Here is a 22,487-nt window from a genome sequence, read left to right as displayed (position 1 = left end):
GTGGAGCGGGATCCCGACGGGCCGATGGCGGAGCAGGCGATGCTGGCGCGCTTCATGCCGATGCATCTTCTCCTCGACCGCGAGGGGCGGGTGCTGGGGGCCGGGCCGACGCTGCGGCGGATGCTGCAGGGGCCGGGCCTGGCCGGCGCCCGGTTCGAGGATCTGTTCGAGGTCCGCTCGCCCGGCGGAGCGGTCACCGCCGATCAGGTCCTGGCCCGCGCCGGCCACCGCTTTCGCCTGGTGGCGCGCAACGGGGTGCGGGCCGGGCTGCGCGGGATGGGAGAGCGCCTGCCGGACGGCAGGATGCTGATGAACCTGAGTTTCGGGATCGACCTGATCGCGGCGGTGCGCGAGCTGGGGCTGACGGACGCCGATTTCGTCGCCACCGACCTTGCGATGGAACTGCTCTATCTGGCCGAGGCCAATGCCGCCGTCACGCGCGAGTTGCGTGGGCTGAACCTGCGGCTGGAAGGGGCCCGCCTGGCCGCCGAGGAGGAGGCGCTGACCGATCCCCTGACCGGGCTGCGCAACCGCCGGGCCGCCGACCTGGTGCTGGCGCGGCTGTGCGCCGCCCGGATGCCCTTCGGCCTTCTGCATCTGGACCTGGACTATTTCAAGTCGGTCAACGACACCCTGGGCCATGCCGCGGGCGATCATGTGCTGGAGGTGGTCGGCCGCATCCTGCGCGAGGAATTGCGCGTCGAGGATTGCGTGGCGCGGATCGGCGGGGACGAGTTTCTGGTCCTTGTCGTCAACCGCATCGAGCTGCGGGTGCTGCAGGGCATTGCCGACCGGATCATCCAGCGCATCAGCGAGCCGATCCCCGTCGCCGGCAAGGTGGCGCGGATCTCGGCCAGCATCGGCATCGTCCGCTCGCCCGATGTGGCGCTGCCCGACCCCGTGCGCCTGATGGCGCTGGCCGACCGTGCGCTTTACGCGGCCAAGCGGGCGGGGCGGGGACGGTCGATCCGGCTGCGCTCGGCGGCGGACTAGCCGGGCAGCCGCCAGAGGGCGGCGGGCGGCAGGGTGACGGCGACGGTGTCGCCGGGGCGCAGGGCCTCGGCGGCGGCGGGTTGCAGAAGGGCGGTCAGGCGTTCCCCGGCCAGGATCAGCTCGACCCGGCTTTGCGTGCCCAGAAGCGTGACGCCCAGCACCCTTGCCGCCAGAGACCCCGGACCGGAATGCAGCAGCACCGCCTCGGGGCGGATGGTCAGCCGGGCGGGGCCGGGCGGGCCGGGCCGGTCCAGCGCCAGGCGGCCGGGGCCCCAGAGGAAGCTTGCGCCCTCTGCCACGCCGTCCAGGAAGTTCACCCCGCCGAAGAAGCGCGCCACGGCCTCGGTTTCCGGCCGGCGCAGGATCTCGGCCGGGGTGGCCGCCTGCGCCAGTTGCCCGTCGAGCAGGAGCGCGATCCGGTCGGCCATCACCACGGCCTCGGACTGGTCATGCGTGACCATCAGCGTCGTTACCCCGGTGTCGCGCTGCAGGTCGCGGATCAGCGCGCGCATCTCGTCGCGCAGGCCCGCGTCGAGGTTGGCCAGCGGCTCGTCCAGCAGCAGAAGGTCGGGCCGCAGGACCAGCGCCCGCGCCAGCGCCGCCCGCTGTTGCTGGCCGCCCGAAAGCTGGTCCGGCCGCCGCGCGCCAAGGCCCGCCAGTTGGACCCGCTCCAGCATCGCGGCGACCTCGGCCCTTATCCGGGCGGCGGGCTCGCCGCGCATCTTCAGGCCGAAGCCGACGTTGCCCGCAAGGGTCAGATGCGGAAAGAGCAGCGGATCCTGGAACACCATCGCCACCCCGCGCCGCTCGGGCGGGAGGTCGGTCAGGGAGCGGCCGTTGAGGATGACCTCACCCGAATCGGGGGCCAGATGGCCGGCGATCAGCCTCATCACCGTCGTCTTGCCGCTGCCCGAGGGGCCGAGGAGCGCGGTGAGGCTGCCTGCCGCGACGGCAAGGTCCAGGCCGGGAATCGTGGGCTGGCCCGCGCCGGGCCAGGCTTTCCGCAGGCTGCGCAGCTCCAGCGTCATGGCCGGGGCACCCGGCCGGGGGCGCGCCCGGCGATCCGGCCGATGAGGCAAAGGAGGAGAAGCATCCCCGGCAGGGCGTAAAGCACCGCGATGGCCCCGGCCACGTCGTTCCGCCCGGCCGCGACATAGGCGTAAAGCACCAGGGGCAGGGTCTGCACCCGCCCGCCGCCGATCGCCAGCGTCAAGAGGTATTGCGACCAGGAGACGAGGAAGGCGAAAAGCGCGCCGGTCATAAGGCCCGGCAGCACGGCCGGAAGCGTGACATGCAGGAAGCAGCGGACCGGCCCCGCGCCCAGGCTGCGGGCCTGCGCCTCGATCCTGGTGTCGAAGCCCGCGAAGACCGAGGCCATCACCAGCACCATATAGGGCAGGACCGGGACCAGATGGGCAAGAACCACGCCATGGATGCTGCCGGTCAGCCCCAGCCGCAGGAACAGGTCGTGCAGGCCGAGGACCAGCGCGATCCCCGGCAGGACGGCGGGAACGAGGAGGAGGAGCAGCACCGCCCGCTTGCCGGGAAAGTCATGCAGCCCCAGCGCCCGCCCTGCCGGCAGGCCGACCAGCGCCGCGAGCGCCGTGGTCGCGGCCGCGATGGCGAGGGTCAGGCCGAGGCTGCCCGGCACCCCCGCCGAGGCTGCGACGCCCCAGGCCCGGAGCGACCACTCCTGCGGCAGCAGGTCGGGAAAGCGCCAGCCATGCGCGAGGGACCAGAGCGCCAGCGGCAGCAGGGGCAGGACCAGCGCCAGCGCGAGGACCAGCCCCGCCAGAAGCCGCAGCCTCTCAGCCCGCATCGCGGCCCCGCCTTGGCAGGATCAGCCGGGCACAAATCGCCAGCAGCCCCGCGCCAAGCGCCGCGATCAGGATCGAGATGGCAAAGGCCTCGGGCCGGGCGGCGAGGTCGACATCGGTGAAGCTGCGCCAGGCGCGGAGCGGCAGCGCCTCGGGGGCATGGGCGCCAAGGACCAGCGGCACCTCATAGGCCCCGAAGGCGAAGGCGAAGACCAGCGCCGCCCCGGCCGTGAGCGCGGGCAGCAGCTGCGGCAGGAGGACGAAGCGGAAGGCCTGCCAGCGCGTCGCGCCCAGGCTTCGCGCCGCGGCCTCGAGGTCCGGGCCAAGGGTCTGCAGCCTGGCCAGCAGGATCAGGGTGATGAAGGGCACCTCCTTCCAGACATAGGTCAGGATGATGCCGATGGCCCGGGGATCATGGGTCAGCGCCGGAAACTCGCCCGGCGCGGCGATCAGGCCCGCGGCATGGGCGAGGCGGGCGAAGCTGCCGGATTGCGAGATGAGGTAGAGGATGCCGATGGCCCCCACGACATGCGGGATGGTCAGGTTCAACTGCACCAGCACCGCCACCAGCCTGCGGCCGGGAAAGGCCTGCCGCAAGAGCATCGCCGCCGCCAGCGCCAGAGCGGCGGCGACCAGGGTCGAGACCGTGGCGATCCAGAAGGACAGGGCCAGCGAGGCCAGCACCCCCGGCGAGGCCAGCACCGAGGCATAGGCGGAGAGGCCCGGTTCCGCCAGTGGCAGCAGCCGGAGCGAGCGCAGGAGCGCCAGCCCCAGCGCGCCAAGGACCAGCCCCCCCACCAGCGCCACCGCCGGGCCGAGCAGGAGGAGGAGGCGGGTCCGCGTGCGCATCGCCTAGTTGCCCACGTTCACGGCCCAGCCCGCCTCGATCGCGGTCAGCCAGCCGGCCTGCAGTTCGGGAAGGGCGGATTTCGCCAGTTCGGCGGCCGGGATCACCGAGGGATGCGTCTTGATCGCGGCGAATCCGGCCTGGATGCCGGGCGGGGTGCGGGAAATCTCGATGGCGGGGGCGGCGCCCCAGACCTCGGTCCTTGCCTTCTCCAGCTGCGCCTCGCCGGACAGGAGCAGGTTCTGCACCACCATCGCCGCCGCCTTGTTGGGCGAGTTGAACGGGATCAGCGTGTAGTTGGTGTTGCCGATGGTGCCATCAGTCAGGCCGAAGGAGCGGGTTGTCGCCGGGTAGGTGCCGGCGTCGACGGCAAGGCCGAACTGCGCCGGGTCGTAGTTGAAGGTGAAGGCAACCTCGCCATTGGCGAAAAGCTCGTTCAACTGGGTGACGGTGGTGGGATAGGTCGCGCCCTCGCGCCAGAGGAAGGGCTCCAGCCCGTTCAGGATCGCCCAGGTCTTGCCGGCGACGGCGTCGAACCTCGCCTGGTCGAAGGGGCCGAGAAGCCCTTCGGGCCCGCCGGCGGCATGGATGAACACATGCCGCACGAAGGCCGAGCCGGTGAAATCCGGCGGCGCGGGATAGGTGAAGCGGCCGGGGTTGGCCTTGATCCAGGCGATCAGCCCGGCCATGTCGCGCGGCGGTTCGGCCAGCACGGCGCTGTCATGGGCAAAGGCGAATTGCACCGTGTTCCAGGGCACCTCGCAGCCCGCGACCGGGACGCCGAAGTCGTTGGCGATGGCCGGGTTGTCCCAGTCGACCAGCCTGTCGTTCGGCAGCAGCGCGGTATGGCCGCAGAAGGCCAGACCCGCCTGTTTCATCGAGCGGAAATTCTCGCCGTTGATCCAGATCAGGTCGACCGTGCCATTGTCGGTCACGCCGGCCTCCTTCTCGGACAGGATCAGGTTCACGATCTCGGCCGCGTCGGTGATCGGCACCCGGTTCAGCGTGATGTCGTAGTCCCGCTGCAGCGCCGCGCCGATGTAGTCGCTGGCATAGGCGTTGATGTTGTCCGCGCCGCCCCACATGAACCAGTTGACCGTGCCGCCGCGCGCCTGCCGGACGATCTGGTCCCAGCCCATCGCCTTCAGCGCCTCGCCATCGGCGGTATCGGCCAGGGCGGCGGTGGAGAGCAGGAGAAGGGCGGCAAGGGATCGCAACATGATGGCTCCGGTTGCAGGGACTTTCCCATGAAGCCGATCCGTCCGGCCAAAGCCAGTCAAATGCGTGTTTGCCGGATGTAACGGAAGTGGCAGCCCGTAGGGGAGTCGAACCCCTCTTCCCAGGTTGAAAACCTGGTGTCCTAACCGATAGACGAACGGGCCACTTGCAGCCGTCTACAGGGCCGCGACGCTGGGCGCAAGGGGTCAGCGGTCGATCTTTGCCGCCATGATCGCGATGGCCTGCTGATAGACCTTGGCCGCGTTCCATTCCTTGATCACGGCAAAGTTCGGCTCGCCCTCCTGATAGCCCTTGCCGGGCTTCCAGCCCTTCTTGCGCAGGTAGTTGGCGGTCGTGGCCAGCGCGTCGGCCTGGTTGTAAAGGTCGATCTGCCCGTCGCCATTGCCGTCCACGCCATAGGCATAGGCGTTGCCGGGCAGGAACTGGGTATGGCCCAGCTCGCCATGCTTGGCCCCCACCGTCCCGGGCGAGATCATGCCCGCGTCGACCATCTTCAGCGCCCCGATCAGATGCGGGCGGAAGAAGTCCGAGCGGCGGCAGTCGTAGGTCAGCGTCGCGATGGCCGAGACGACATTGGTGTCGCCCATGAAGCCGCCGAATCCGGTCTCCATCCCGTGGATCGCGATCAGCACCCCGGCGGGCACGCCATAGGCGGCCTCGAGGCTGGCGTAGAAATCGGGATTCTTCGCCTTGCGGCCGCGGCCCTGGCTGACGATCGTGTCGGCCCCGCGCACCTGCAGGAACTTCTCCAGGCTGTATTTGAAGCTTTTCTGATTCCGGTCCGCCCCGATGGTGGCCTTGGAATAGGAGGTCGCCATCAGCGCCTCGATCCCGCGCTTGCCGACGCCCTCGGCCTGGGCCTCGGCGGCCATCTCGGCCTTCCAGGATTCATACTTGCCGCCGGTATCGCTGCAGCCGGCGGCATGGGAAGCCATCGGCAGGGCAAGGAAAAGGGCGGCGGCGGAAAGGCGGCGGAGAAGGATCACGTCAGGCACCCGCAGGAGAGATTTGACGCAGCATATTGAGAAGGCAGCCATAATCAAGCCGCCCCCTGCCGGGATCGGTGCTGGCGTCTGACATCTTGGTGAAGCGGCAGGGTGAAGTGGCAGCCCGTAGGGGAGTCGAACCCCTCTTCCCAGGTTGAAAACCTGGTGTCCTAACCGATAGACGAACGGGCCACGCTGTCGGTGCGCGGTGTCTAGAATCTGCGCAAGGCTTCTGCAAGAGGAAAAATGCGCCCTACGCCGGGGCCGCATCGTCCAGCCGCAACTGCACGCGGCTGCGGCCGTTCCAGTGGTTCAGCTCCAGCTTGCCCGCCAGATGAAAGCGCCGGTGGCCCGCGTTCTCCAGCGCGGCGCCGAGCGGCCCGTCGAAGGCCCCGAAGGCGATCGCGTCCAGCGTGGGGCCCGCGCCGTCCGAAAGGCCGAGCTTCAGGTGGCTTTCGCCCACCCGGCGGGTGTTGACCGCGACATTGGCGAAGGCGAAGCGCGGGGCGGGGGCCGAGGCGCCGAAGGGGCCGGCGTTCTCGATCTCCTCCAGCAGCGCGACCGTGGCGGCGGTCGGGGTCAGCAGGCTGTCGATCCGCAGGTCCTGCGGCCCGGCCGCGCCCGCGCCCTGGCGCGCCAGAAGCTCGGCCAGCCGCTCCATCGCGGGCTCCAGTTGCGACCGGCCGAGGGAAAGCCCCGCGGCCATCCGGTGCCCGCCGCCCTTCTGGATCAGCCCCTCGGCCGCGAGGCGCTGGATCGCCGCGCCAAGATCGACGCCGGGAATCGAGCGGGCGGAGCCCTTGCCCGCATCGCCCTCGAAGCCGATCACCACGGCGGGGCGGTTCGTCGCCTCCTTCAGGCGGGCGGCGACGATGCCGACGACGCCGGGATGCCAGCCCTCGGCCGCGGCCCAGACCAGGGGGCCCGCAAGGCCCCGCGCCTCGGCCTGGGCCAGGGCTTCCTCGCGCACGGCCTCGGTGATGCTGCGGCGGTCGGTGTTCAGCTGGTCGAGATGCGCGGCGAGGCGCGCGGCCTCCATCGCGTCGTCGGTGGCGAGAAGGCGCGCGCCAAGATCGGCCTGGCCGATGCGCCCGCCCGCATTGACCCGGGGACCGAGCAGGAAGCCCAGGGCATGGGCGGTGGGGGCCTGGTCCATGCGGGCGACATCGGCGAGCGCACGCAGGCCGGGGCGGTCGCGGCGGGCCATGACCTTGAGGCCCTGGCGGACGAAGGCGCGGTTGACCCCGGTCAGGGGCGCGACATCGGCGACGGTGGCCAGCGCCACGAGGTCGAGGAGCGCCATGAGGTCGGGGCCTTGCTGGCCCTGCTGCCTGAGCCGCCGGTTGGCCTCGACCAGGAGGAGGAAGACCACCCCGGCGGCGCAGAGATGGGCGAGGCTGCCATCCTCGTCCTGGCGGTTCGGGTTCACGACGGCCAGCGCGGCGGGCAGGGTTTCCAGCGCGAGGTGGTGGTCGAGGATGACCACGTCCGCCGCCTTCGCGGCCGCGATCGGCTCGTGGCTGAGGGTGCCGCAGTCGACGCAGAGGATCAGGTCGTGATCGGCGGCGAGGCGGGCCATCGCGGGGACGTTCGGGCCGTAGCCCTCGTCGATGCGGTCGGGGATGTAGAGGGTGGCGGCGATCCCGAAGGCGCGCAGCCAGGTCAGGAGGAGGGCGGCCGAGGCGCCGCCGTCGACGTCGTAATCCGCGAAGACGGCGACGCGGTCGCGGCGGGCGACGGCGCGGAGGAGGCGGTCGGCGGCCGGGGCCATGTCCTTCAGGGTGAGGGGGTCGGGCAGGAGGTCGCGGAGCGCCGGGGCGAGAAAGGCGGGCGCGGCCTCGGGGAGGATGCCGCGGCAGGCGAGGATCCGGCAGAGCGGCAGCGGCAGGCGGGTCGCTTGCGCCATCCCCTCGGCCAGGCGGTCGGCGGCGGGGTCGGGGCCGACCCAGCGGCGGCCGGTGAGGGAGGTCTCGACGGAGAGAAAGGCGGTCATGCGGCAGGGGTGCCGCAAAGCCGGGCCCCGTGCAAGGGGGGAGTGGCGCGGCCGTGACCCGCAGGCCGACCGATCAGCGCATCGGGGTGCGGTAGATCATCCGGCGGACCGAGCCGGTCTTGGAGCGCATCAGAATGGTTTCCAGCGTGACCCAGCCGGGTTCGCGCTTGATTCCGGCGAGAAGCGAGCCGTTCGTCACCCCGGTGGCCGAGAAGATCACGTCCGAGCGCACCAGGTCGTCGCGGGTATAGACGCGGTCGAAGTTGGTGATGCCGGCCTTGCGGGCGCGGGCACGCTCGTCATCGTTGCGGAACAGGAGCTTGCCGAAGAACTGCCCGCCCATGCATTTCAGCGCGGCGGCGGCGAGGACGCCTTCCGGCGCGCCGCCCGAGCCCATGTACATGTCGATGCCGGTGATCTCGGGCTCGGCGCAGTGCATGACGCCGGCGACGTCGCCGTCGGTGATCAGCCGGATCGCGGCCCCGGTGGAGCGGACCTCGGCGATCAGTTCCTCGTGCCGGGGGCGGTCGAGGATGCAGACGGTGATGTCATGCGTCGAGCAGCCCTTGGCGGCGGCCAGCGCCGAGACGCGCTCGGAGGGCGACATGGCCATGGTGACGGTGCCGGACTTGTAGCCGGGGCCGATCGCCAGTTTCTCCATATAGACGTCGGGGGCGTGCAGCAGCGTGCCGCGCGGGGCCATGGCGATCACGGTCAGCGCGTTCGGCATGTCCTTGGCGGTCAGCGTGGTGCCTTCCAGCGGGTCGAGGGCGATGTCGACCTCCGGCCCCTCGCCCGAGCCGACCTCCTCGCCGATATAGAGCATCGGGGCCTCGTCGCGCTCGCCCTCGCCGATGACGACGACGCCCTTGATGTCCAGCATGTTCAGCTGGTCGCGCATCGCGTTGACGGCGGCCTGGTCGGCGGCCTTTTCGTCGCCGCGGCCGATCAGCCGGGCCGAGGCAAGGGCGGCGGCCTCGGAGACCCGGCCGAGACCGAGGCTGAGGAGCCGGTCCTGGAATTGCGAGATTTCGGACATGTGCGCCTCCATTTTCTCCCGTGTAGCCGGGGTGATGCGGGGCGGCAAGGCTGCTGACGCTAACGGCGTCAGACTTCCTCGATCCGGATCGCGACGGGCTGGCCGACAAGGACGCCGGTCGCGGCGAAGCGGCCGGTGGCATGGGCCACGTCGGCGGGGGCGGCCTTGTGGGTGACGATCAGCACGACGGCATCCTCGGCCCGGTCGCCGGGGCGGTGCAGCTGGCGCATCTGGTCGATGGAGATCCCGGCCTCGCCGAGGCAGGTGGCGATCTTGGCCAGCGCGCCGGGTTTGTCGAGAAGCGTCATCCGCAGGTAATAGGGCGCGGGCGTGGCCGAACTGGCGGGGACGGGCTGGGCCAGCGCGGTCGCGGGGATGCCGAAGGTCGGCAGGCGCAGGCCGCGGGCGATGTCGATCACATCGGCCATGACCGCGCTGGCGGTGGGGCCCATGCCGGCGCCGGGGCCGCGCAGGACGATCTGGCCGACGGAATCGCCTTCCAGCACGACCATGTTGGTCCCGCCCTGAAGCTGCCCCAGCGGGCTGTCGGCGGGGACGAGGCAGGGGGTCATCCGCTGCTCCAGCCCGCGGCCGGTCAGCTGTGCCACGCCCAGAAGCTTGATCCGGTAGCCCATGTCCTCGGCCAGGCGGATGTCGTCAATCGAGACATTGCCGATCCCCTCCAGCTCGACCGCATCGAAGGAGACGCGGGTGCCGAAGGCGATGGCGGAGAGGAGGGAGAGCTTGTGACCGGCGTCGATGCCGCCGACGTCGAGGTTCGGGTCGGCCTCGAGATAGCCGAGCTGCCGGGCCTCCTCGAACACGGCGTCATAGGGCAGGCCCGCGGATTGCATCCGGGTGAGGATATAGTTGCAGGTGCCGTTCATCACCCCCATCACCCGCTTGATGCGGTTGGCGGCGAGGCCCTCGGTCAGGGCCTTGATCACCGGGATGCCCCCGGCGACGGCGGCCTCGAAGCGGATCAGGCGGCCTTTCGCCTCGGCCGCCTCGGCAAGGGCCTGGCCGTGATGGGCGAGCAGCGCCTTGTTGGCGGTGACGACATCCTTGCCGGCGGCGATCGCGGCCTCGGTCGCCTCGCGGGCGGGGCCTTCGTGGCCGCCCATCACCTCGACGAAGACATCCACATCCTCGCGCCGGGCGAGGGCGACGGGATCGGTCTCCCAGGCATAGGCGGAGAGGTCGGCATCGCGGTTCTTCTGCGGATCGCGGGCCGAGACGGCGGTGATCGCCACCGGACGGCCGGCGCGGGCGGCGATCAGCCCGGCCTGGGCCTGGACGATCTTCACCACGCCGATTCCGACGGTTCCAAGGCCGGCAAGACCAAGACGCAGGGGGGCGGACATGGGCGGAACCTCGGGCTTTGGAACAGGCTGGATGTCTGTAGCCGGAACCCGGCCGGGGCGCAATGCTAGGGGGCGCGCGGCGCGACCCCGGCCTCGGCCAGGATCTCGTCCATCGGCAGGAGCCGCGGATATGCCGCGGGCGCATCGGCGCGCGGTCCGGCACAGCCCGCCAGCGCCAGGGCAAGCGATGCGGCGGCGAGGCGGGGCAGAAGCCTGCGGGCGTGTGTCATGGTTTCCTCGGGTCCTGGCCTTGCGGCCTAGATCCCGACCGGGCAGCCGGGGTTCTGAAGGCAGATCATCTTGCGGAAACGCGGCTGTGTCACCACGAATTCGGTAAAGACCTGCGGGCCGAGCGCCCGGACGAAATTGAAGATGCCGGTGTCGAAGGGCGGGGTGTAATCGACCGCAGTCTCGACGATCACCACCGAATCCTTGTTGTTCATCACCGGGATCCGGTCCTCGAGCGGTTGCAGGTCGGCCTCCTCGTAGGGGTCCATCTTGCCGCCGGGCGAGACCGAGAAGATCCGGACGTACTTGTCCTGGGCCTCGTCGTAATAGAGGCTGGTGATGCGGAGCCGGGTGTCCTGGCCGCTGTTCAGCATCAGATAGTCCATGACCTCCTGCATCCCGTCCACGAAGGCGGGGGTCAGGTTGTCCTCTTGCCGCGAGATCAGGTCCGAGACCGAATAGGCGGCCTTCTGCGCGGTGTTGATGGTGCGGAACACGTCCCAGAACACGACCATCGCGATCAGGACCCAGATCAGCAGGGGAAAGAAGAACAGGAATTCGATCAGGACGGCGCCCCGCTCCTCCCGCAGCATCCGGGCCGGGCTGGCTTTGTTGAACATCGCGCGCATCTCAGGTCCTCGGTTCGTTCACGAAGGTCGAGGTCGTGATCAGCGAATAGCCGCCGTCGGGGCCGGTCCGGTTCATCCGCGCGCCGAAGACCGTGGTCTTGAACATCGGATCGGCCTGCAGGCAGACGCGCATCAGCATGATCTGGTTGCCCTCGCCAAGCGCGTATTCCGAGGGGCTGGGCTGGATCGCAGGGTCGATCGGCTGGGTGCGGTCGACACAGGTGGTCGGCGTGGTCGGCATGGCGAAACTGGCGGTGTTGATCGGCTGAAGCTCGATCTTCATGCCCAGTTCGCAGGCGGCGGTACTGCCCAGGACGGCGGCGCGCGAGCAGATCTCGTGCTTGAGCTGGCTGTGCGAGATCGAGCCCAGGGTGCCCAGCCGCAGGTCGCGGATCACCAGATCAAGGCTGCGCTCGAGGCTGACGCTCTTGATCATGTAGAAGCTGCTTTCCACGCCGAGGCAGAAGACGCTGATCACGAAGGGGAAGGTCAGCACGAACTCGATCGTCGGGCTGCCGCCTTCGTCGTGGAAAAAGCGCCGCAGGGAGGAGGAGAGCCGGGTCATAGCGTCAGCCGCAGCTTGGAGATCTGCGAGGCGATGTCGCGGAAGGCGTCGGTCAACTCGCTGCTGGTCTGCGGCTTGAAGTAATAGCCGGTCTTGTCGTTCGGATTGCTGCCCTTGGCCGAGGCGCAGCCGCGGATCTGCGTCTCGCCATCGCTGCCCGCGCCGAAGGCGATGCCATAGACCTCGATCCCGCTGGCCTTGGCGGCGGCGCAGTTGGTCTGCAGGAGCGCGTCCATCGTGTTCTTGGGGACATAGGCCGTGGAGTCGTTGCTGTCGTCGCCCTTGAAGAGGGCCATCTGGGCATTGTAGATCGTCGTCTCGCTGCTGCCGTTGTATTTGGAGCGGGCGTAAAGCTGACGTGCGACCCAGGTGATGCGGACGGCCTGCCAGACCTCGCTCCAGTCCAGCTGGCGGAACGCGCCCGAGTTGGCCGAGTTCGACCAGGGCTGCGCCCGCCAGCCACTCGTGCACGCGTTCGAGCCCGTGCAGAGATGCGGGACCCAGTAGTCCAGATTGGTGCCGGACCGATTGTGGAAGATGGAGTAGTTGCCATCCACGTTGCTGCGGTAGATCGGCGAGATTCCCGTCTTGTAGGCGTCGCGCACCCAGCTGGTCTTCACATGCTCGCCGTCGGTCATCAGAACGATGATCTTGCGCGTCTCCGGGTCGATGTTGTCGGCCGGGCGGCCGGCCATCAGGGTTTCGCCGGCGCGCAGGTTGTCATAGATCGGTCGGGCCGATTCATCCAAGAGCGCCACGCCCCAGCGCATCCCCATCATGATCGAGGTCCGGCCGGCCGGTTTCAGGCTGCTGATCTTGGCCAGGACCGTCGAACGCTCCATCGTCGGCAGCAGCACCTCGGAGTAGGAATAGGCCGGGCACATGTAGTTGCTGCCGCCGCTGACGGTGTTCCAGTTCGTCAGGGTGGCGGAGCCCGTGTTGTTCCAGGCAACATAATAGGAGTTGCTGCCCGTGCTGGTGGTCCCCTCAAGGTCGGCATGGACCGACATCGGCAGGGGCAGGGTGCGCGAGATGCCGGTGGTCTGGAAGAAGGCGGTGGTGGTCGGCACCTCGAGGCAGTTCACATTGGTCACGCCGGCATTGGCCACGCCATTCACCGTGGGGATTCTGGTTGCGGCGTATTGCGCCCGCAGCGCGGGGCCGAGGTTGACCTGGGTGTTGTAGGGCACGACCCCGATCGAGACCTGGTTCAGCCCGTCCAGGTTCTTGACCTCGTTCACGAACAGCGTCGCAGCCTCGATCAGGCCGTCGATCTTCTTCTTGGTGTCGTTGGGAAGGCGGGAATCCATCGAGCCGGTGATGTCGAGGACCAGCATCACCTCGACCTGGGAGGCGCCCTGTTCGGCGCGGGTGTTGGCCGGGGCCTCCAGATAGTCGACCGGCATGAAGCCCATGCCCATGAAATAGTTGTAGGACCGGACGTCCGCGCTGATGGTCACGCTTTTCGACGCGCCGTTCGTCCCCTCGATCACCTGGACCACGGGGACCGAATATTCGGTTCTGACGGTTCCTTCCTGAAGGCGGGCCTTGGCGAAGTAATCCTCGGCCACGGAGGTGGGATCGAGCTTGTTCTCAAGGTTCGCGGCGGCCAGGGCGGCGCGGTCCATGGTCTGCTGCAGCGCGACGCGCCGGATCTCGAAGCGCATGTAGTCGACGGCGATGCCGCCGAAGACCATCAGGATGAAGAAGAGCATCAGCGTGATCACGGCCATCACGCCGCGGTCGTCGTCGCGGAACGCCCGCAGCGAGGCGGTGAGGCGGTGGCATCTGGCGGAGAGGGCCGGAATCATCATCATCATCGCACCTGCAAAGGAACACGGGCCTGCCTTCGGCCGACAGGAATCCAACAAGGCATTGTACGTAACTTCGGGCGGAAGTATGGCATTTTTGTCCGATCCCGCCGAAAACCACGCTTTTTGGAAACAAACGCTGTGGATTCCGTGTGGCCGGTTCCCGGGCGTGCGTAGTTCCGGTCGGGGCCTTCCCCCGGTGATGCGGCGATTCGCTGCTGTCGGACTGGTCCGGGCGGGGTTCACTCTTTGGAAATGTCCGCTAGTGTAGGCTTCGGTGCAAAGGGCACCGGGTCAAGGATTTTGAAGATGCAGCAAGCCGGAGAACCGAGTTTCCGCGAGTCGGTCGATCTGATGTTCAACCGCGCCGCAAGGCTGATGGACCTTTCGCCGGGGCTGGAGCAGAAGATCCGGGTCTGCAACTCGACCTATACGGTGCGCTTCGGCGTCCGCCTGCGCGGCAAGATCGAGACCTTCGTCGGCTACCGCAGCGTCCACTCCGAGCATATGGAGCCGGTGAAGGGCGGCATCCGCTTTTCCATGGCGGTCAACCAGGACGAGGTCGAGGCGCTGGCGGCGCTGATGACCTACAAATGCGCGCTGGTGGAGACGCCGTTCGGCGGCTCGAAGGGCGGGCTTTGCGTCGATCCGCGGCAGTGGGACGAGCATGAGCTGGAACAGATCACCCGCCGCTTCGCCTATGAGCTGATCAAGCGCGACCTGATCCATCCGGCGCAGAACGTCCCCGCCCCCGACATGGGCACGGGCGAGCGCGAGATGGCCTGGATCGCCGACCAGTATGCGCGGATGAACACGACCGAGCTGAACGCCAAGGCCTGCGTCACCGGCAAGCCGCTGGAGGCCGGCGGCATCCAGGGCCGCAAGGAGGCGACGGGGCGCGGCGTGCAATACGCGCTGCGCGAGTTCTTCCGCCATCCCGAGGACATGGCCAGGGCCGGGCTGACCGGCGGGCTGGAGGGCAAGCGGCTGATCGTGCAGGGCCTGGGCAACGTGGGCTATCACGCGGCCAAGTTCCTGTCCGAGGAGGACGGCTGCAAGGTCATCGCCGTGATCGAGCGCGATGGCGCGGTGATGGATCCCAAGGGGCTGGACATCGAGGATGTGCGGCAGTGGATGAACCAGTCCGGCGGCCTTCTGGCGGGCTATCCGGGCGCCAGCTTCGTGGCCGAGGGCGCGGCGGTGCTGGAGGAGGCCTGCGACATCCTGATCCCGGCGGCGATGGAGGGGGTGATCCACCTCGGGAATGCCGCGCGGATCAAGGCGCCGCTGATCATCGAGGCCGCGAACGGACCCATCACCTTCGGCGCCGACGAGATCCTGCGCCGCAACGGCTGCGTCATCATCCCCGACATGTATGCCAATGCCGGCGGCGTGACGGTGAGCTATTTCGAATGGGTGAAGAACCTGAGCCACATCCGCTTCGGCCGGATGCAGCGCCGGGCCGAGGAGGCGCGCTCGCGCCTTCTGGTCGAGGAGCTGGAACGGCTGAGCGCCGACAAGGGCCTGGGCTGGTCGCTGGCGCAGGACTTCAAGCAGCGCTTCCTGACCGGCTCGGACGAGCTGGCGCTGGTGCGCTCGGGTCTGGATGACACGATGCGCATCGCCTACCAGTCGATGCGCGAGGTCTGGCACTCGCGCCAGGACGTCGAGGACCTGCGCGTCGCGGCCTATATCGTGGCCATCGACCGGGTGGCAAAGACCTATCGCAGCAAGGGGCTGTAGGTCCGAAAGCACGGGCCGGAAACGGACGGAACTTTACAGCCGTCCGTTTTCCATTCATTCTATTGCATATGGTGGGGTGCCAGTAATAGTCGCTGTCCCGATTGTTTCCGGGAAGTCACGGATATTTTCTGTAGCGGGGTCATCATGGTGGACGCCGGCGACAATTTCAGAAGCCCCCGGGCGTATTTGCGCGACGAGGAGGCTTCGGCGACAATCGAATTCGTTCTCTGGCTGCCGATCGTCCTTCTGATTCTCTTGCTGATCGTGGATGCGAGCATGCTGTTCATGAGCCGCTCGCAGGCGATCCGCATCCTGCAGGATACCAACCGGCTGTATTCGACCGGCCAGTTCACGGGTGAGACCCTGGACGAAAAGCTTGCGAAGGCCGAGGCCTATGCGCTTTCCCGGCTGCAGCCCATGTCGCCCAGCGCGACCGCCGACACGTCCGAGAGCCTGAACCGCGTCGTTCGGACCGTGGCGACGCTTGAAACAGGTGAAATCTCGCAGATCGGTTTTCTTGGCGTGGTGATCGACCGGAGGATGACGGTCGTCGCCGAGCACCGGGTGGAGTTCTGACATGGCGCGCACCTTCTTGGACATTCCGGATTTCGCCGCTGCCGAGGACGGCAGCATCACCACCGGGGGGCTGATCCTGATCGTTACCTTCATGGCCCTTGGCGGCCTGGCGGTGGACGTCTCGAACATGGTCAACCAGCGGACGCAGTTGCAGATGGCGGCCGACAGCGCGGCACATAACGCGCTTTACGAACGCAACGAACGCCTTGACGTCACCCCCGAAATCGCCATCGCCGCCGGCGTCGCGATGGGCGAGCGGAACATGCCCGACCAGTTCTACGGCAATGTGGTGAACCCCGAGGATGTCCGGTTCGGGGTCTGGAACCCGGCCACCCGCACCTTTACCCCCGACCCGAATTCGCGCAGCGCGGTCCGGGTCGAGACCCATCGCGACGAGGCAGGGGGCAACGAGATCGCGACCTTCCTGCTGAAGTTCGCCGGGTTCGATTCCTGGAACGTGCGCACCGTCTCGGTCTTCGAGACCTACGATCCGCCCTGCCTGCGCGAGGGATTCGTGGCCGAGAAGATGGTCGATATCCAGAGCAACAACAGCTATTTCGAGGGCTTCTGCATCCATTCCAACGATGTGGTGTCGATCAACAGCAACAACTACTTCCAGGAGGGTACGATCGTCTCGATGCCGGATGCCACCCGGCTGGACATCCCGAAATCGGGATACAAGACGAACGAGGGCCTGCAGGAGGCGCTGCGCTATGGCGCGATCCAGATCCGGCTGATCAACGCCCTGCGCGAGGTGGCGGCTTCGCCCTTCGCCACCGGCTCGGCCGAGATGTGGGAATATGTCCGGCTGGCCACGCGGGACGGGCAGCTGGATTATGTCACCGGCCAGCCGCGGCAGGTGACGATCGTGAACGGCGCCCCGAAGAAAAGCAGCCCGGACGCCAACCAGGTCGAGGCGAACAAGACCCTGCTGGACAAGGACGGTGTCTCGGTGCTGCGACAGAATGCGGTCAATTACCTCTACTGCTCGAGCACGAGCACGCAGTTGCAGGTCAAGCAGGTGCTTTCCGATGTGGTGATCATCACCAATTGCCAGGTCAGCTTCGGCTCGGGCGGCGCGATCGAGGGCGGTCTGATCGCCACGCTGCACACGGGCGCCGCCTCGATCTCGGGTTCGTCGGGCACCCGGATCGGCAGGGTCGACAATTGCGTGGAAGGCGGCGGCGCGCAGCTGGTCAGCCTGGGCGGCATGGACTTTGCGTCCGGGGTCACGATCCAGGGCGGCCAGCTGATCGCGCTGAAGGAGATCCGGTTCTCGGCCAATGGCGATGGGCTGAAGGGCACCTCGATCATCTCGGGCGACACGGTCTCGGGGACCTCGAACATGGAGATGGGTCTCTGCGGCACCGGGATGGAGGACAACCTCTCGCTCGACTACTTCCGCATGGTGCTGTAGCGCGGCGCGGGACCCGGTCCCTGCCGCTGCGCGCCGGGACGGAAAGCGACATCCGGCGTCGCGGGCGGAGAAGTCCTCCAAGCCCCGGGCTTGCATCTTCGGCACGGCCGGCATCTACTCCGACCGGCAAAGTGGCGAGGCATGCGATGCGCTATTCCGGCCTGAAGGTCATCACCGAAGGGTTGTTCGGCAACAAGGGCTGGAAACCCGCCTGGCGCGATCCGGCGCCGAAGTCGGACTATGACATGGTGATCATCGGCGGCGGCGGGCACGGGCTGTCGACGGCCTATTACCTGGCGAAGAACCACGGCATCACCAATGTCGCGGTGCTGGAGAAGGGTTATCTGGGCGGCGGCAACGTCGGGCGGAACACCACCATCGTGCGGGCCAACTATTTCCTGCCGGGCAACAGCGAGTTCTATTCCCACAGTCTGAAACTGTGGGAGGGGTTGGAGGCCGACCTCAACTACAACGTCATGCACAGCCAGCGCGGGCTGATCAACCTGTTTCATTCGGACGGGCAACGCGATGCCTTTGCCCGGCGCGGCAATGCGATGATCAACCAGGGCGACGATGCGATCCTGCTGGACCGCGAGGGGGTGCGGGAGCATCTGCCCTACCTCGATTTCGAGCAGACGCGGTTTCCGATCTATGGCGGATTGCTGCATCCGCGCGGGGGCTCGGCGCGCCATGACGCGGTGGCCTGGGGCTATGCGCGGGGCGCGGACCGGCGCGGGGTCGACCTGATCCAGAACTGCGAGGTCACCGGGATCGACATCGAGAACGGGGTGGTGAAGGGCGTGCAGACTACGCGCGGGGCGATCCGGGCGAAGAAGGTGGGGATCGTGGTGGCGGGACGGTCGTCCCAGGTCGCGGCGATGGCGGGGATGCGGCTGCCGATCGAGAGCCACATCCTGCAGGCTTTCGTGACCGAGGGGCTGAAGCCGGTGATCGACCATGTGGTCAGCTTCGGCATGGGCCATTTCTATATCTCGCAGTCCGACAAGGGCGGGCTGGTGTTCGGCGGCGACCTTGATTTCTACGCCAGCTATGCCGCGCGGGGGAACCTGCCGATGGTCGAGCATGTGATGGAGGCGGGGATGACCCTGATGCCGATGATCGGCCGCGCCAAGGTGCTGCGGAGCTGGGGCGGGATCATGGACATGTCGCCGGATGGCTCTCCGGTCATCGACAAGACGCATGTCGAGGGGTTGTTCCTGGACTGCGGCTGGAACTACGGCGGGTTCAAGGCGGTGCCTGCAAGCGGCTGGTGCATGGCGCATCTGATGGCGACCGGCGAGCCGCATGAGGTGGCGCGCAAGTTCCGGCTGGACCGCTTTGCGACGGGGCATCTTCTGGACGAAGAAGGCACCGGCAGCCAGCACAACCTGCATTGAGGGGGCGCAAGATGGATCGACGCTTGCGCCTTGCTCGACTGTCGGATGCCTCCGGCGGGGATATTTCTACCAGTATGAAAGCGGAGGCCGGACAATGCGGCTGACATGTCCCTTGTGCGGTGAACGGGACCGGCGGGAGTTCTATTACTACGGGGCGGAGGATTATCTGCACCGCCCGGGGGAGGGCGCCCCCTTGGCCGATTGGGACGACTACCTGCACCTGCGGGACAACCCGGCGGGGGTGACGAAGGATCTCTGGTATCACGAGGCGGGCTGTTCGCAGTGGCTTCTGGTCACGCGGAACACGGTGACGCATGAGATTTCCGGCGTGGAACTGGTGGCGGAGCGGAAAGCATGAGGATCGACGGCAAGGGTCTGGTCGACCGCACGAAGCCGGTCCGCTTCCGCTTCGACGGCCGGGATTATGCGGGCTACAAGGGCGACACCCTGGCCTCGGCGCTGCTGGCGAACGACGTGCGGCTGGTCGGGCGCAGCTTCAAGTATCACCGGCCGCGCGGGGTGCTGACCGCCGGGTCGGAGGAGCCGAACGCGCTGGTCGAGGTGGTGGGGGCGACGAACCAGACGCCGAACGTCCGGGCGACCGTGCAGGAGGTGTTCGAAGGGCTGGATTGCCGGAGCCAGAACCGGCTGGGGTCGCTGAAATACGACCTCCTGGCGGTGAACGACTACCTTTCGCCCTTCCTGTCGGCGGGCTTCTACTACAAGACCTTCATGTGGCCGCGCGCCTTCTGGGAGGGGATCTACGAGCCGGTCATCCGCCGGGCGGCGGGGCTGGGGAGCCTTTCGGGCAAGCATGACGAGGGCACCTACGAGAAGGCCTTCGCCTTCTGCGACGTGCTGGTGATCGGCTCCGGTCCGGCCGGGCTGATGGCGGCGCTGACCGCGGGGCGGGCGGGCGCGGATGTGATCCTGGCCGAGGAGAGCCATGCGCTGGGCGGGCGGCTTCTGTCGGATGGCGGAACCATCGGCGGGGCTCCGGCGGCGGAATGGGTGGCGCAGGTGGTGGCCGAGTTGCAGGCGCTGCCGAACGTGCGGATCATGCAGCGGACGGCGGTGACCGGGGCCTATGACCACGGCACCTGGGGCGCGCTGGAGCGGGTGGGGCTGCACAAGCCCGCGCGGCCGAACCTGCCGCGCGAATGTTTCTGGCGGATCGTGGCCAAGCATGCGGTGCTGGCCAGTGGCGCGCTGGAGCGGCCTGTCGCATTCCCGGACAACGACCGGCCGGGGATCATGATGGCCTCGGCGGTGCGGACCTATCTGAACCGTTACGGCGTGGTGCCGGGCAAGCGGGTGACGCTGTTTGCCAACACCGACGCGGCGCGGGCCACGGCGCGCGAGCTGATGGCGGCGGGGGTGCAGGTGGCGGCGATCATCGACCCGCGCCCCGATGCCTTCAGCGTCGAGGATTGCCCGGTGCATGCCGGGGCCGAGGTCGTGGGGACTCGCGGCCGGCTGGGCCTGTCGGGGATCCAGGTGCGGAAAGGGTCGGAGATCATCGAGATCGAGACCGATTGCCTGGCCATGTCGGGCGGCTGGAACCCGACCCTGCACCTGACCTGCCACATGAACGGGCGTCCGCGCTGGGACGAGGATCTGGCGGCCTTCGTGCCGATGGAGGGCGCGGTGCCGGGGCTGGTGGCGGTAGGGGCGGCCAACGGGTCGATGTCCACCCATGGCGCGCTTGTCACCGGACATGCGGCGGCCTTGCGGATGGTCGAGGCCCTGGGGCGGGCGGTGTCTGTCCCGCTGCCCGAGGCCGAGGATGCGCCCTATCGGCTCAAGGCGCTCTGGGCGGTGGAGGGCAAGGGGCGGGCCTGGCTCGACTTTGCCAATGACGTGACGACCAAGGACGTGAAGCTGGCGGCGCAGGAGGGCTATCGCTCCGTCGAGCACATGAAACGCTACACCACGCAGGGCATGGCGCCGGACCAGGGCAAGAACTCCAACGTCGGCGCGCTGGCGGTGCTGGCCGACGCGACCGGGCGCGGGATTGCGGAGACCGGGGTCACGACCTTCCGCCCGCCCTATACGCCGGTGTCGATCGCCGCGATGGGCGCGGGGGGCCGGGCCGAGGGCTTTGCGCCGCAACGCTTCCTGACCAGCGATCAGGCCAGCCGCGACCGCCATGCGCCGATGATCGAGGCGGGGCTGTGGTATCGGCCCTCCTACTTCCCGAAGCCGGGCGAGGCGACCTGGCGCGAGGCCTGCGACCGCGAGGTCATGATGGTGCGGCAGGCGGTCGGCGTGGCCGATGTCTCGACCCTGGGCAAGATCGACATCCAGGGAAAGGATGCCGGGCGGTTCCTGGATTTCGTCTATACCAACACGTTCAGCACCCTGCCGGTGGGGCGCGTCCGCTATGGGCTGATGCTGCGCGAGGACGGGCTGGTGCTGGATGACGGCACCTCGGCGCGCCTTGGCGAAGAACACTACCTGATGACGACCACCACGGCGGCGGCGGGGCTGGTGATGCGGCATCTCGACTTCGTGCATCAGGCCTTCTGCGCCGACTGGCAGCTGCGGTTCATCTCGGTCACGGAAAGCTGGGCGCAGTTCGCGGTGGCGGGACCGAAGGCGCGGGCGCTGGTCAATTCCTTCCTGGAAACCCCGGTGGAGCTGCCCTTCATGGGGGTCGCCCCGGTGCGGATCGGGGGGGTGGACGGGCGGCTCTTCCGCATCTCGTTCAGCGGCGAGGAGGGCTATGAGCTGGCGGTGCCGACCCGTTATGGCGAGGCCCTGTTCCGCGATCTGGTGGCGCGGGCCGAGACCATGGGCGGCGGACCCTACGGGATGGAGGCGCTGAACGTCCTGCGGATCGAGAAGGGCTTCCTGACCCATGCCGAGATCCACGGCAGGATCACGGCGCATGACCTGGGGATGGAGAAGATGGTGTCCGCGAAGAAGGACTGCATCGGCAAGGCGGCGGCGACGCGGCCGGGGATGTGGGGGCCGGAGCGCGAGCAGCTGGTCGGCCTGAAGGCGCAGGCGGCGATCAGCGCCGGGGCGCATCTCTTCGTGCCGGGGCAGGAGGTGCACCGCGAGACGGACCAGGGCTATGTGACCAGCGTCTGCTGGTCGCCCACGGTCGGGGCCTGGCTGGGGCTGGGCTTCCTGAAGGACGGCCGGTCGCGGATCGGCGAGCGGATCCGGCTGGTCGATCACCTGCGGGGCCTCGACGTGATCTGCGAGGTGTTGAACCCGGTCTTCCACGACCCGGAGGGGGAGAAGCTGCGTGCCTGAACTGATCGCGAAATCCGCCCTTGAAGGGCGCACGGAGACGCTGGGTCCTGTCACCCTGGCCGAGGTCGAGGTCGGGCCGATCACCTCGGTCGCGCTGTTCCCCGGCGGGGGGAAGCTGGCGGCGAAGGGGCTGAAGGCGCTGGGACTGGCGATGCCGGGCCCGAATACCTTTACCGCGAAGAAGGGCTCGCGGATCGTCTGGACCGGGCGCGACCAGGCCTTCCTGATCGGCGTGGAGCCCCCGGCGCTGGAGGGCGCGGCGCTGACCGACCAGACCGACGGCTGGACGGTGCTGGGGCTGTCCGGCGCCGGCGCGGTCGAGGTGCTGGCGCGGCTGGTGCCCCTGGACCTGCGGCTTGCGGCCTGCCCGGTGGGCACGGCGCTGCGCAGCCAGCTGAACCACATGAATGCGGTGATCCTGCGCACCGGCGATCATGCCTTCGAGATCATGGTCTTCCGCTCGATGGCGCGCAGCGCCTGGCACGAGATCCACGCCGCGATGGAGATGCTGGCGGCGCGGGCCGGGACGAAATTCTAGGCGGAAAGGCGCAGGCGGAACAATTTGTCACTGGCGCGTCG

20 protein-coding genes and 2 tRNA genes are annotated in these 22,487 nt (G+C 68.3%); 8 read left to right on the top strand and 14 right to left on the bottom strand.

The genetic code is table 11. The annotated features are described in order from the left end of the window. Positions 1-993, top strand: coding sequence for a diguanylate cyclase (locus ACE3UA_RS03490; protein WP_374642551.1), 993 nt, complete (start codon positions 1-3; stop codon positions 991-993). On the opposite strand, the gene ACE3UA_RS03485 is transcribed toward ACE3UA_RS03490, so the two are convergent. From ACE3UA_RS03485 to ACE3UA_RS03420, 14 genes are all read right to left on the bottom strand, one after another. Next, complete coding sequence (locus ACE3UA_RS03485) at positions 990-2,021, bottom strand: ABC transporter ATP-binding protein (protein WP_374642549.1); 1,032 nt, start codon at positions 2,019-2,021, stop codon at positions 990-992. The two genes, ACE3UA_RS03490 and ACE3UA_RS03485, sit on opposite strands and share 4 nt — an antisense overlap. After that, positions 2,018-2,812 (bottom strand): ABC transporter permease, encoded by a 795-nt coding sequence (locus tag ACE3UA_RS03480; RefSeq protein ID WP_374642547.1) that lies wholly within the window; start codon positions 2,810-2,812, stop codon positions 2,018-2,020. Before ACE3UA_RS03480 ends, ACE3UA_RS03485 begins: the two co-directional genes overlap by 4 nt. Continuing rightward, the gene (locus tag ACE3UA_RS03475; RefSeq protein ID WP_374642545.1) at positions 2,802-3,659 is read right to left on the bottom strand and encodes an ABC transporter permease; all 858 of its coding nucleotides are present in this window, start codon (positions 3,657-3,659) and stop codon (positions 2,802-2,804) included. Before ACE3UA_RS03475 ends, ACE3UA_RS03480 begins: the two co-directional genes overlap by 11 nt. A 3-nt stretch (positions 3,660-3,662) precedes the next feature. Beyond that, on the bottom strand, positions 3,663-4,877 hold the full coding sequence (locus tag ACE3UA_RS03470; protein ID WP_374642543.1) for an ABC transporter substrate-binding protein: 1,215 nt from the start codon (positions 4,875-4,877) through the stop codon (positions 3,663-3,665). A gap of 87 nt (positions 4,878-4,964) precedes the next feature. Then, positions 4,965-5,039, bottom strand: a tRNA-Glu gene (locus ACE3UA_RS03465). 42 nt (positions 5,040-5,081) lie between these two features. Then, positions 5,082-5,831 carry a lytic transglycosylase domain-containing protein gene (locus ACE3UA_RS03460; protein ID WP_374642817.1) on the bottom strand — a complete coding sequence of 250 codons (750 nt, stop codon included), beginning with the start codon at positions 5,829-5,831 and terminating at the stop codon, positions 5,082-5,084. A gap of 168 nt (positions 5,832-5,999) precedes the next feature. Next, positions 6,000-6,074 (bottom strand) — tRNA-Glu (locus tag ACE3UA_RS03455). Positions 6,075-6,135: 61 nt separating this feature from the next. Continuing rightward, on the bottom strand, positions 6,136-7,875 hold the full coding sequence (recJ, locus tag ACE3UA_RS03450; protein WP_374642541.1) for a single-stranded-DNA-specific exonuclease RecJ: 1,740 nt from the start codon (positions 7,873-7,875) through the stop codon (positions 6,136-6,138). A 73-nt stretch (positions 7,876-7,948) separates the two neighbouring features. Further along, positions 7,949-8,914: a class II fructose-bisphosphatase gene (gene glpX / locus ACE3UA_RS03445; protein WP_374642539.1), complete on the bottom strand. Its 966-nt coding sequence runs from the start codon at positions 8,912-8,914 to the stop codon at positions 7,949-7,951. Between the two features lie 68 nt (positions 8,915-8,982). Then, entirely contained in the window at positions 8,983-10,278 is a 1,296-nt protein-coding gene (locus ACE3UA_RS03440) for a homoserine dehydrogenase (protein WP_374642537.1), read from the bottom strand. A 65-nt stretch (positions 10,279-10,343) separates the two neighbouring features. Then, complete coding sequence (locus ACE3UA_RS03435; protein ID WP_374642535.1) at positions 10,344-10,508, bottom strand: hypothetical protein; 165 nt, start codon at positions 10,506-10,508, stop codon at positions 10,344-10,346. Positions 10,509-10,535: 27 nt separating this feature from the next. Beyond that, entirely contained in the window at positions 10,536-11,126 is a 591-nt protein-coding gene (locus ACE3UA_RS03430) for a TadE/TadG family type IV pilus assembly protein (RefSeq protein WP_374642533.1), read from the bottom strand. A gap of 10 nt (positions 11,127-11,136) precedes the next feature. After that, positions 11,137-11,700, bottom strand: a complete 564-nt coding sequence (locus tag ACE3UA_RS03425) for a TadE/TadG family type IV pilus assembly protein (protein ID WP_374642531.1) — start codon at positions 11,698-11,700, stop codon at positions 11,137-11,139. Next, positions 11,697-13,517, bottom strand: a complete 1,821-nt coding sequence (locus ACE3UA_RS03420) for a pilus assembly protein TadG-related protein (protein ID WP_374642529.1) — start codon at positions 13,515-13,517, stop codon at positions 11,697-11,699. The genes ACE3UA_RS03425 and ACE3UA_RS03420 overlap by 4 nt, the downstream gene beginning before the upstream one ends. A gap of 303 nt (positions 13,518-13,820) precedes the next feature. On the opposite strand from ACE3UA_RS03420, the gene ACE3UA_RS03415 reads away from it, so the two are divergent. The 7 genes from ACE3UA_RS03415 to ACE3UA_RS03385 all read left to right on the top strand — a co-directional run bounded on the left by ACE3UA_RS03415 (position 13,821) and on the right by ACE3UA_RS03385 (position 22,446). Continuing rightward, a complete protein-coding gene (locus tag ACE3UA_RS03415; RefSeq protein WP_374642527.1) occupies positions 13,821-15,254 on the top strand; it encodes a Glu/Leu/Phe/Val dehydrogenase in 1,434 nt (477 codons plus the stop codon). 144 nt (positions 15,255-15,398) lie between these two features. Continuing rightward, positions 15,399-15,830 (top strand): TadE/TadG family type IV pilus assembly protein, encoded by a 432-nt coding sequence (locus ACE3UA_RS03410; protein ID WP_374642525.1) that lies wholly within the window; start codon positions 15,399-15,401, stop codon positions 15,828-15,830. 1 nt (position 15,831) lies between these two features. Beyond that, positions 15,832-17,247 carry a pilus assembly protein TadG-related protein gene (locus ACE3UA_RS03405; protein WP_374642522.1) on the top strand — a complete coding sequence of 472 codons (1,416 nt, stop codon included), beginning with the start codon at positions 15,832-15,834 and terminating at the stop codon, positions 17,245-17,247. A gap of 146 nt (positions 17,248-17,393) precedes the next feature. Next, positions 17,394-18,644: a sarcosine oxidase subunit beta family protein gene (locus tag ACE3UA_RS03400; protein WP_374642520.1), complete on the top strand. Its 1,251-nt coding sequence runs from the start codon at positions 17,394-17,396 to the stop codon at positions 18,642-18,644. A 94-nt stretch (positions 18,645-18,738) separates the two neighbouring features. After that, complete coding sequence (locus ACE3UA_RS03395) at positions 18,739-19,002, top strand: sarcosine oxidase subunit delta (protein WP_374642518.1); 264 nt, start codon at positions 18,739-18,741, stop codon at positions 19,000-19,002. Continuing rightward, a complete protein-coding gene (locus ACE3UA_RS03390) occupies positions 18,999-21,908 on the top strand; it encodes a sarcosine oxidase subunit alpha family protein (protein WP_374642516.1) in 2,910 nt (969 codons plus the stop codon). The genes ACE3UA_RS03395 and ACE3UA_RS03390 overlap by 4 nt, the downstream gene beginning before the upstream one ends. Continuing rightward, positions 21,901-22,446 carry a sarcosine oxidase subunit gamma gene (locus tag ACE3UA_RS03385; RefSeq protein WP_374642514.1) on the top strand — a complete coding sequence of 182 codons (546 nt, stop codon included), beginning with the start codon at positions 21,901-21,903 and terminating at the stop codon, positions 22,444-22,446. The genes ACE3UA_RS03390 and ACE3UA_RS03385 overlap by 8 nt, the downstream gene beginning before the upstream one ends. Positions 22,447-22,487 lie beyond the last annotated feature (41 nt).

Origin of the sequence: Tabrizicola sp. (assembly GCF_041919135.1) — a bacterium.
In the GTDB taxonomy this organism is placed as follows: Bacteria; Pseudomonadota; Alphaproteobacteria; order Rhodobacterales; family Rhodobacteraceae; genus Tabrizicola.
The sequence above is the reverse complement of the archived record's forward strand: the minus strand, read 5'-3'. Positions and strand labels throughout refer to the sequence as shown.

Coding starts and splice junctions, on each gene's coding strand:
- ACE3UA_RS03390 (WP_374642516.1), top strand. CDS start 18,999: ATGAGGATCGACGGCAAGGGTCTGGTCGACCGCACGAAGCCGGTCCGC.
- ACE3UA_RS03400 (WP_374642520.1), top strand. CDS start 17,394: ATGCGCTATTCCGGCCTGAAGGTCATCACCGAAGGGTTGTTCGGCAAC.
- recJ (WP_374642541.1), bottom strand. CDS start 7,875: ATGACCGCCTTTCTCTCCGTCGAGACCTCCCTCACCGGCCGCCGCTGG.
- ACE3UA_RS03410 (WP_374642525.1), top strand. CDS start 15,399: ATGGTGGACGCCGGCGACAATTTCAGAAGCCCCCGGGCGTATTTGCGC.
- ACE3UA_RS03480 (WP_374642547.1), bottom strand. CDS start 2,812: ATGCGGGCTGAGAGGCTGCGGCTTCTGGCGGGGCTGGTCCTCGCGCTG.
- ACE3UA_RS03475 (WP_374642545.1), bottom strand. CDS start 3,659: ATGCGCACGCGGACCCGCCTCCTCCTCCTGCTCGGCCCGGCGGTGGCG.
- ACE3UA_RS03425 (WP_374642531.1), bottom strand. CDS start 11,700: ATGACCCGGCTCTCCTCCTCCCTGCGGCGCTTTTTCCACGACGAAGGC.
- ACE3UA_RS03430 (WP_374642533.1), bottom strand. CDS start 11,126: ATGTTCAACAAAGCCAGCCCGGCCCGGATGCTGCGGGAGGAGCGGGGC.
- ACE3UA_RS03415 (WP_374642527.1), top strand. CDS start 13,821: ATGCAGCAAGCCGGAGAACCGAGTTTCCGCGAGTCGGTCGATCTGATG.
- ACE3UA_RS03470 (WP_374642543.1), bottom strand. CDS start 4,877: ATGTTGCGATCCCTTGCCGCCCTTCTCCTGCTCTCCACCGCCGCCCTG.
- ACE3UA_RS03420 (WP_374642529.1), bottom strand. CDS start 13,517: ATGATGATGATTCCGGCCCTCTCCGCCAGATGCCACCGCCTCACCGCC.
- glpX (WP_374642539.1), bottom strand. CDS start 8,914: ATGTCCGAAATCTCGCAATTCCAGGACCGGCTCCTCAGCCTCGGTCTC.
- ACE3UA_RS03435 (WP_374642535.1), bottom strand. CDS start 10,508: ATGACACACGCCCGCAGGCTTCTGCCCCGCCTCGCCGCCGCATCGCTT.
- ACE3UA_RS03460 (WP_374642817.1), bottom strand. CDS start 5,831: ATGGCTTCCCATGCCGCCGGCTGCAGCGATACCGGCGGCAAGTATGAA.
- ACE3UA_RS03485 (WP_374642549.1), bottom strand. CDS start 2,021: ATGACGCTGGAGCTGCGCAGCCTGCGGAAAGCCTGGCCCGGCGCGGGC.
- ACE3UA_RS03395 (WP_374642518.1), top strand. CDS start 18,739: ATGCGGCTGACATGTCCCTTGTGCGGTGAACGGGACCGGCGGGAGTTC.
- ACE3UA_RS03440 (WP_374642537.1), bottom strand. CDS start 10,278: ATGTCCGCCCCCCTGCGTCTTGGTCTTGCCGGCCTTGGAACCGTCGGA.
- ACE3UA_RS03405 (WP_374642522.1), top strand. CDS start 15,832: ATGGCGCGCACCTTCTTGGACATTCCGGATTTCGCCGCTGCCGAGGAC.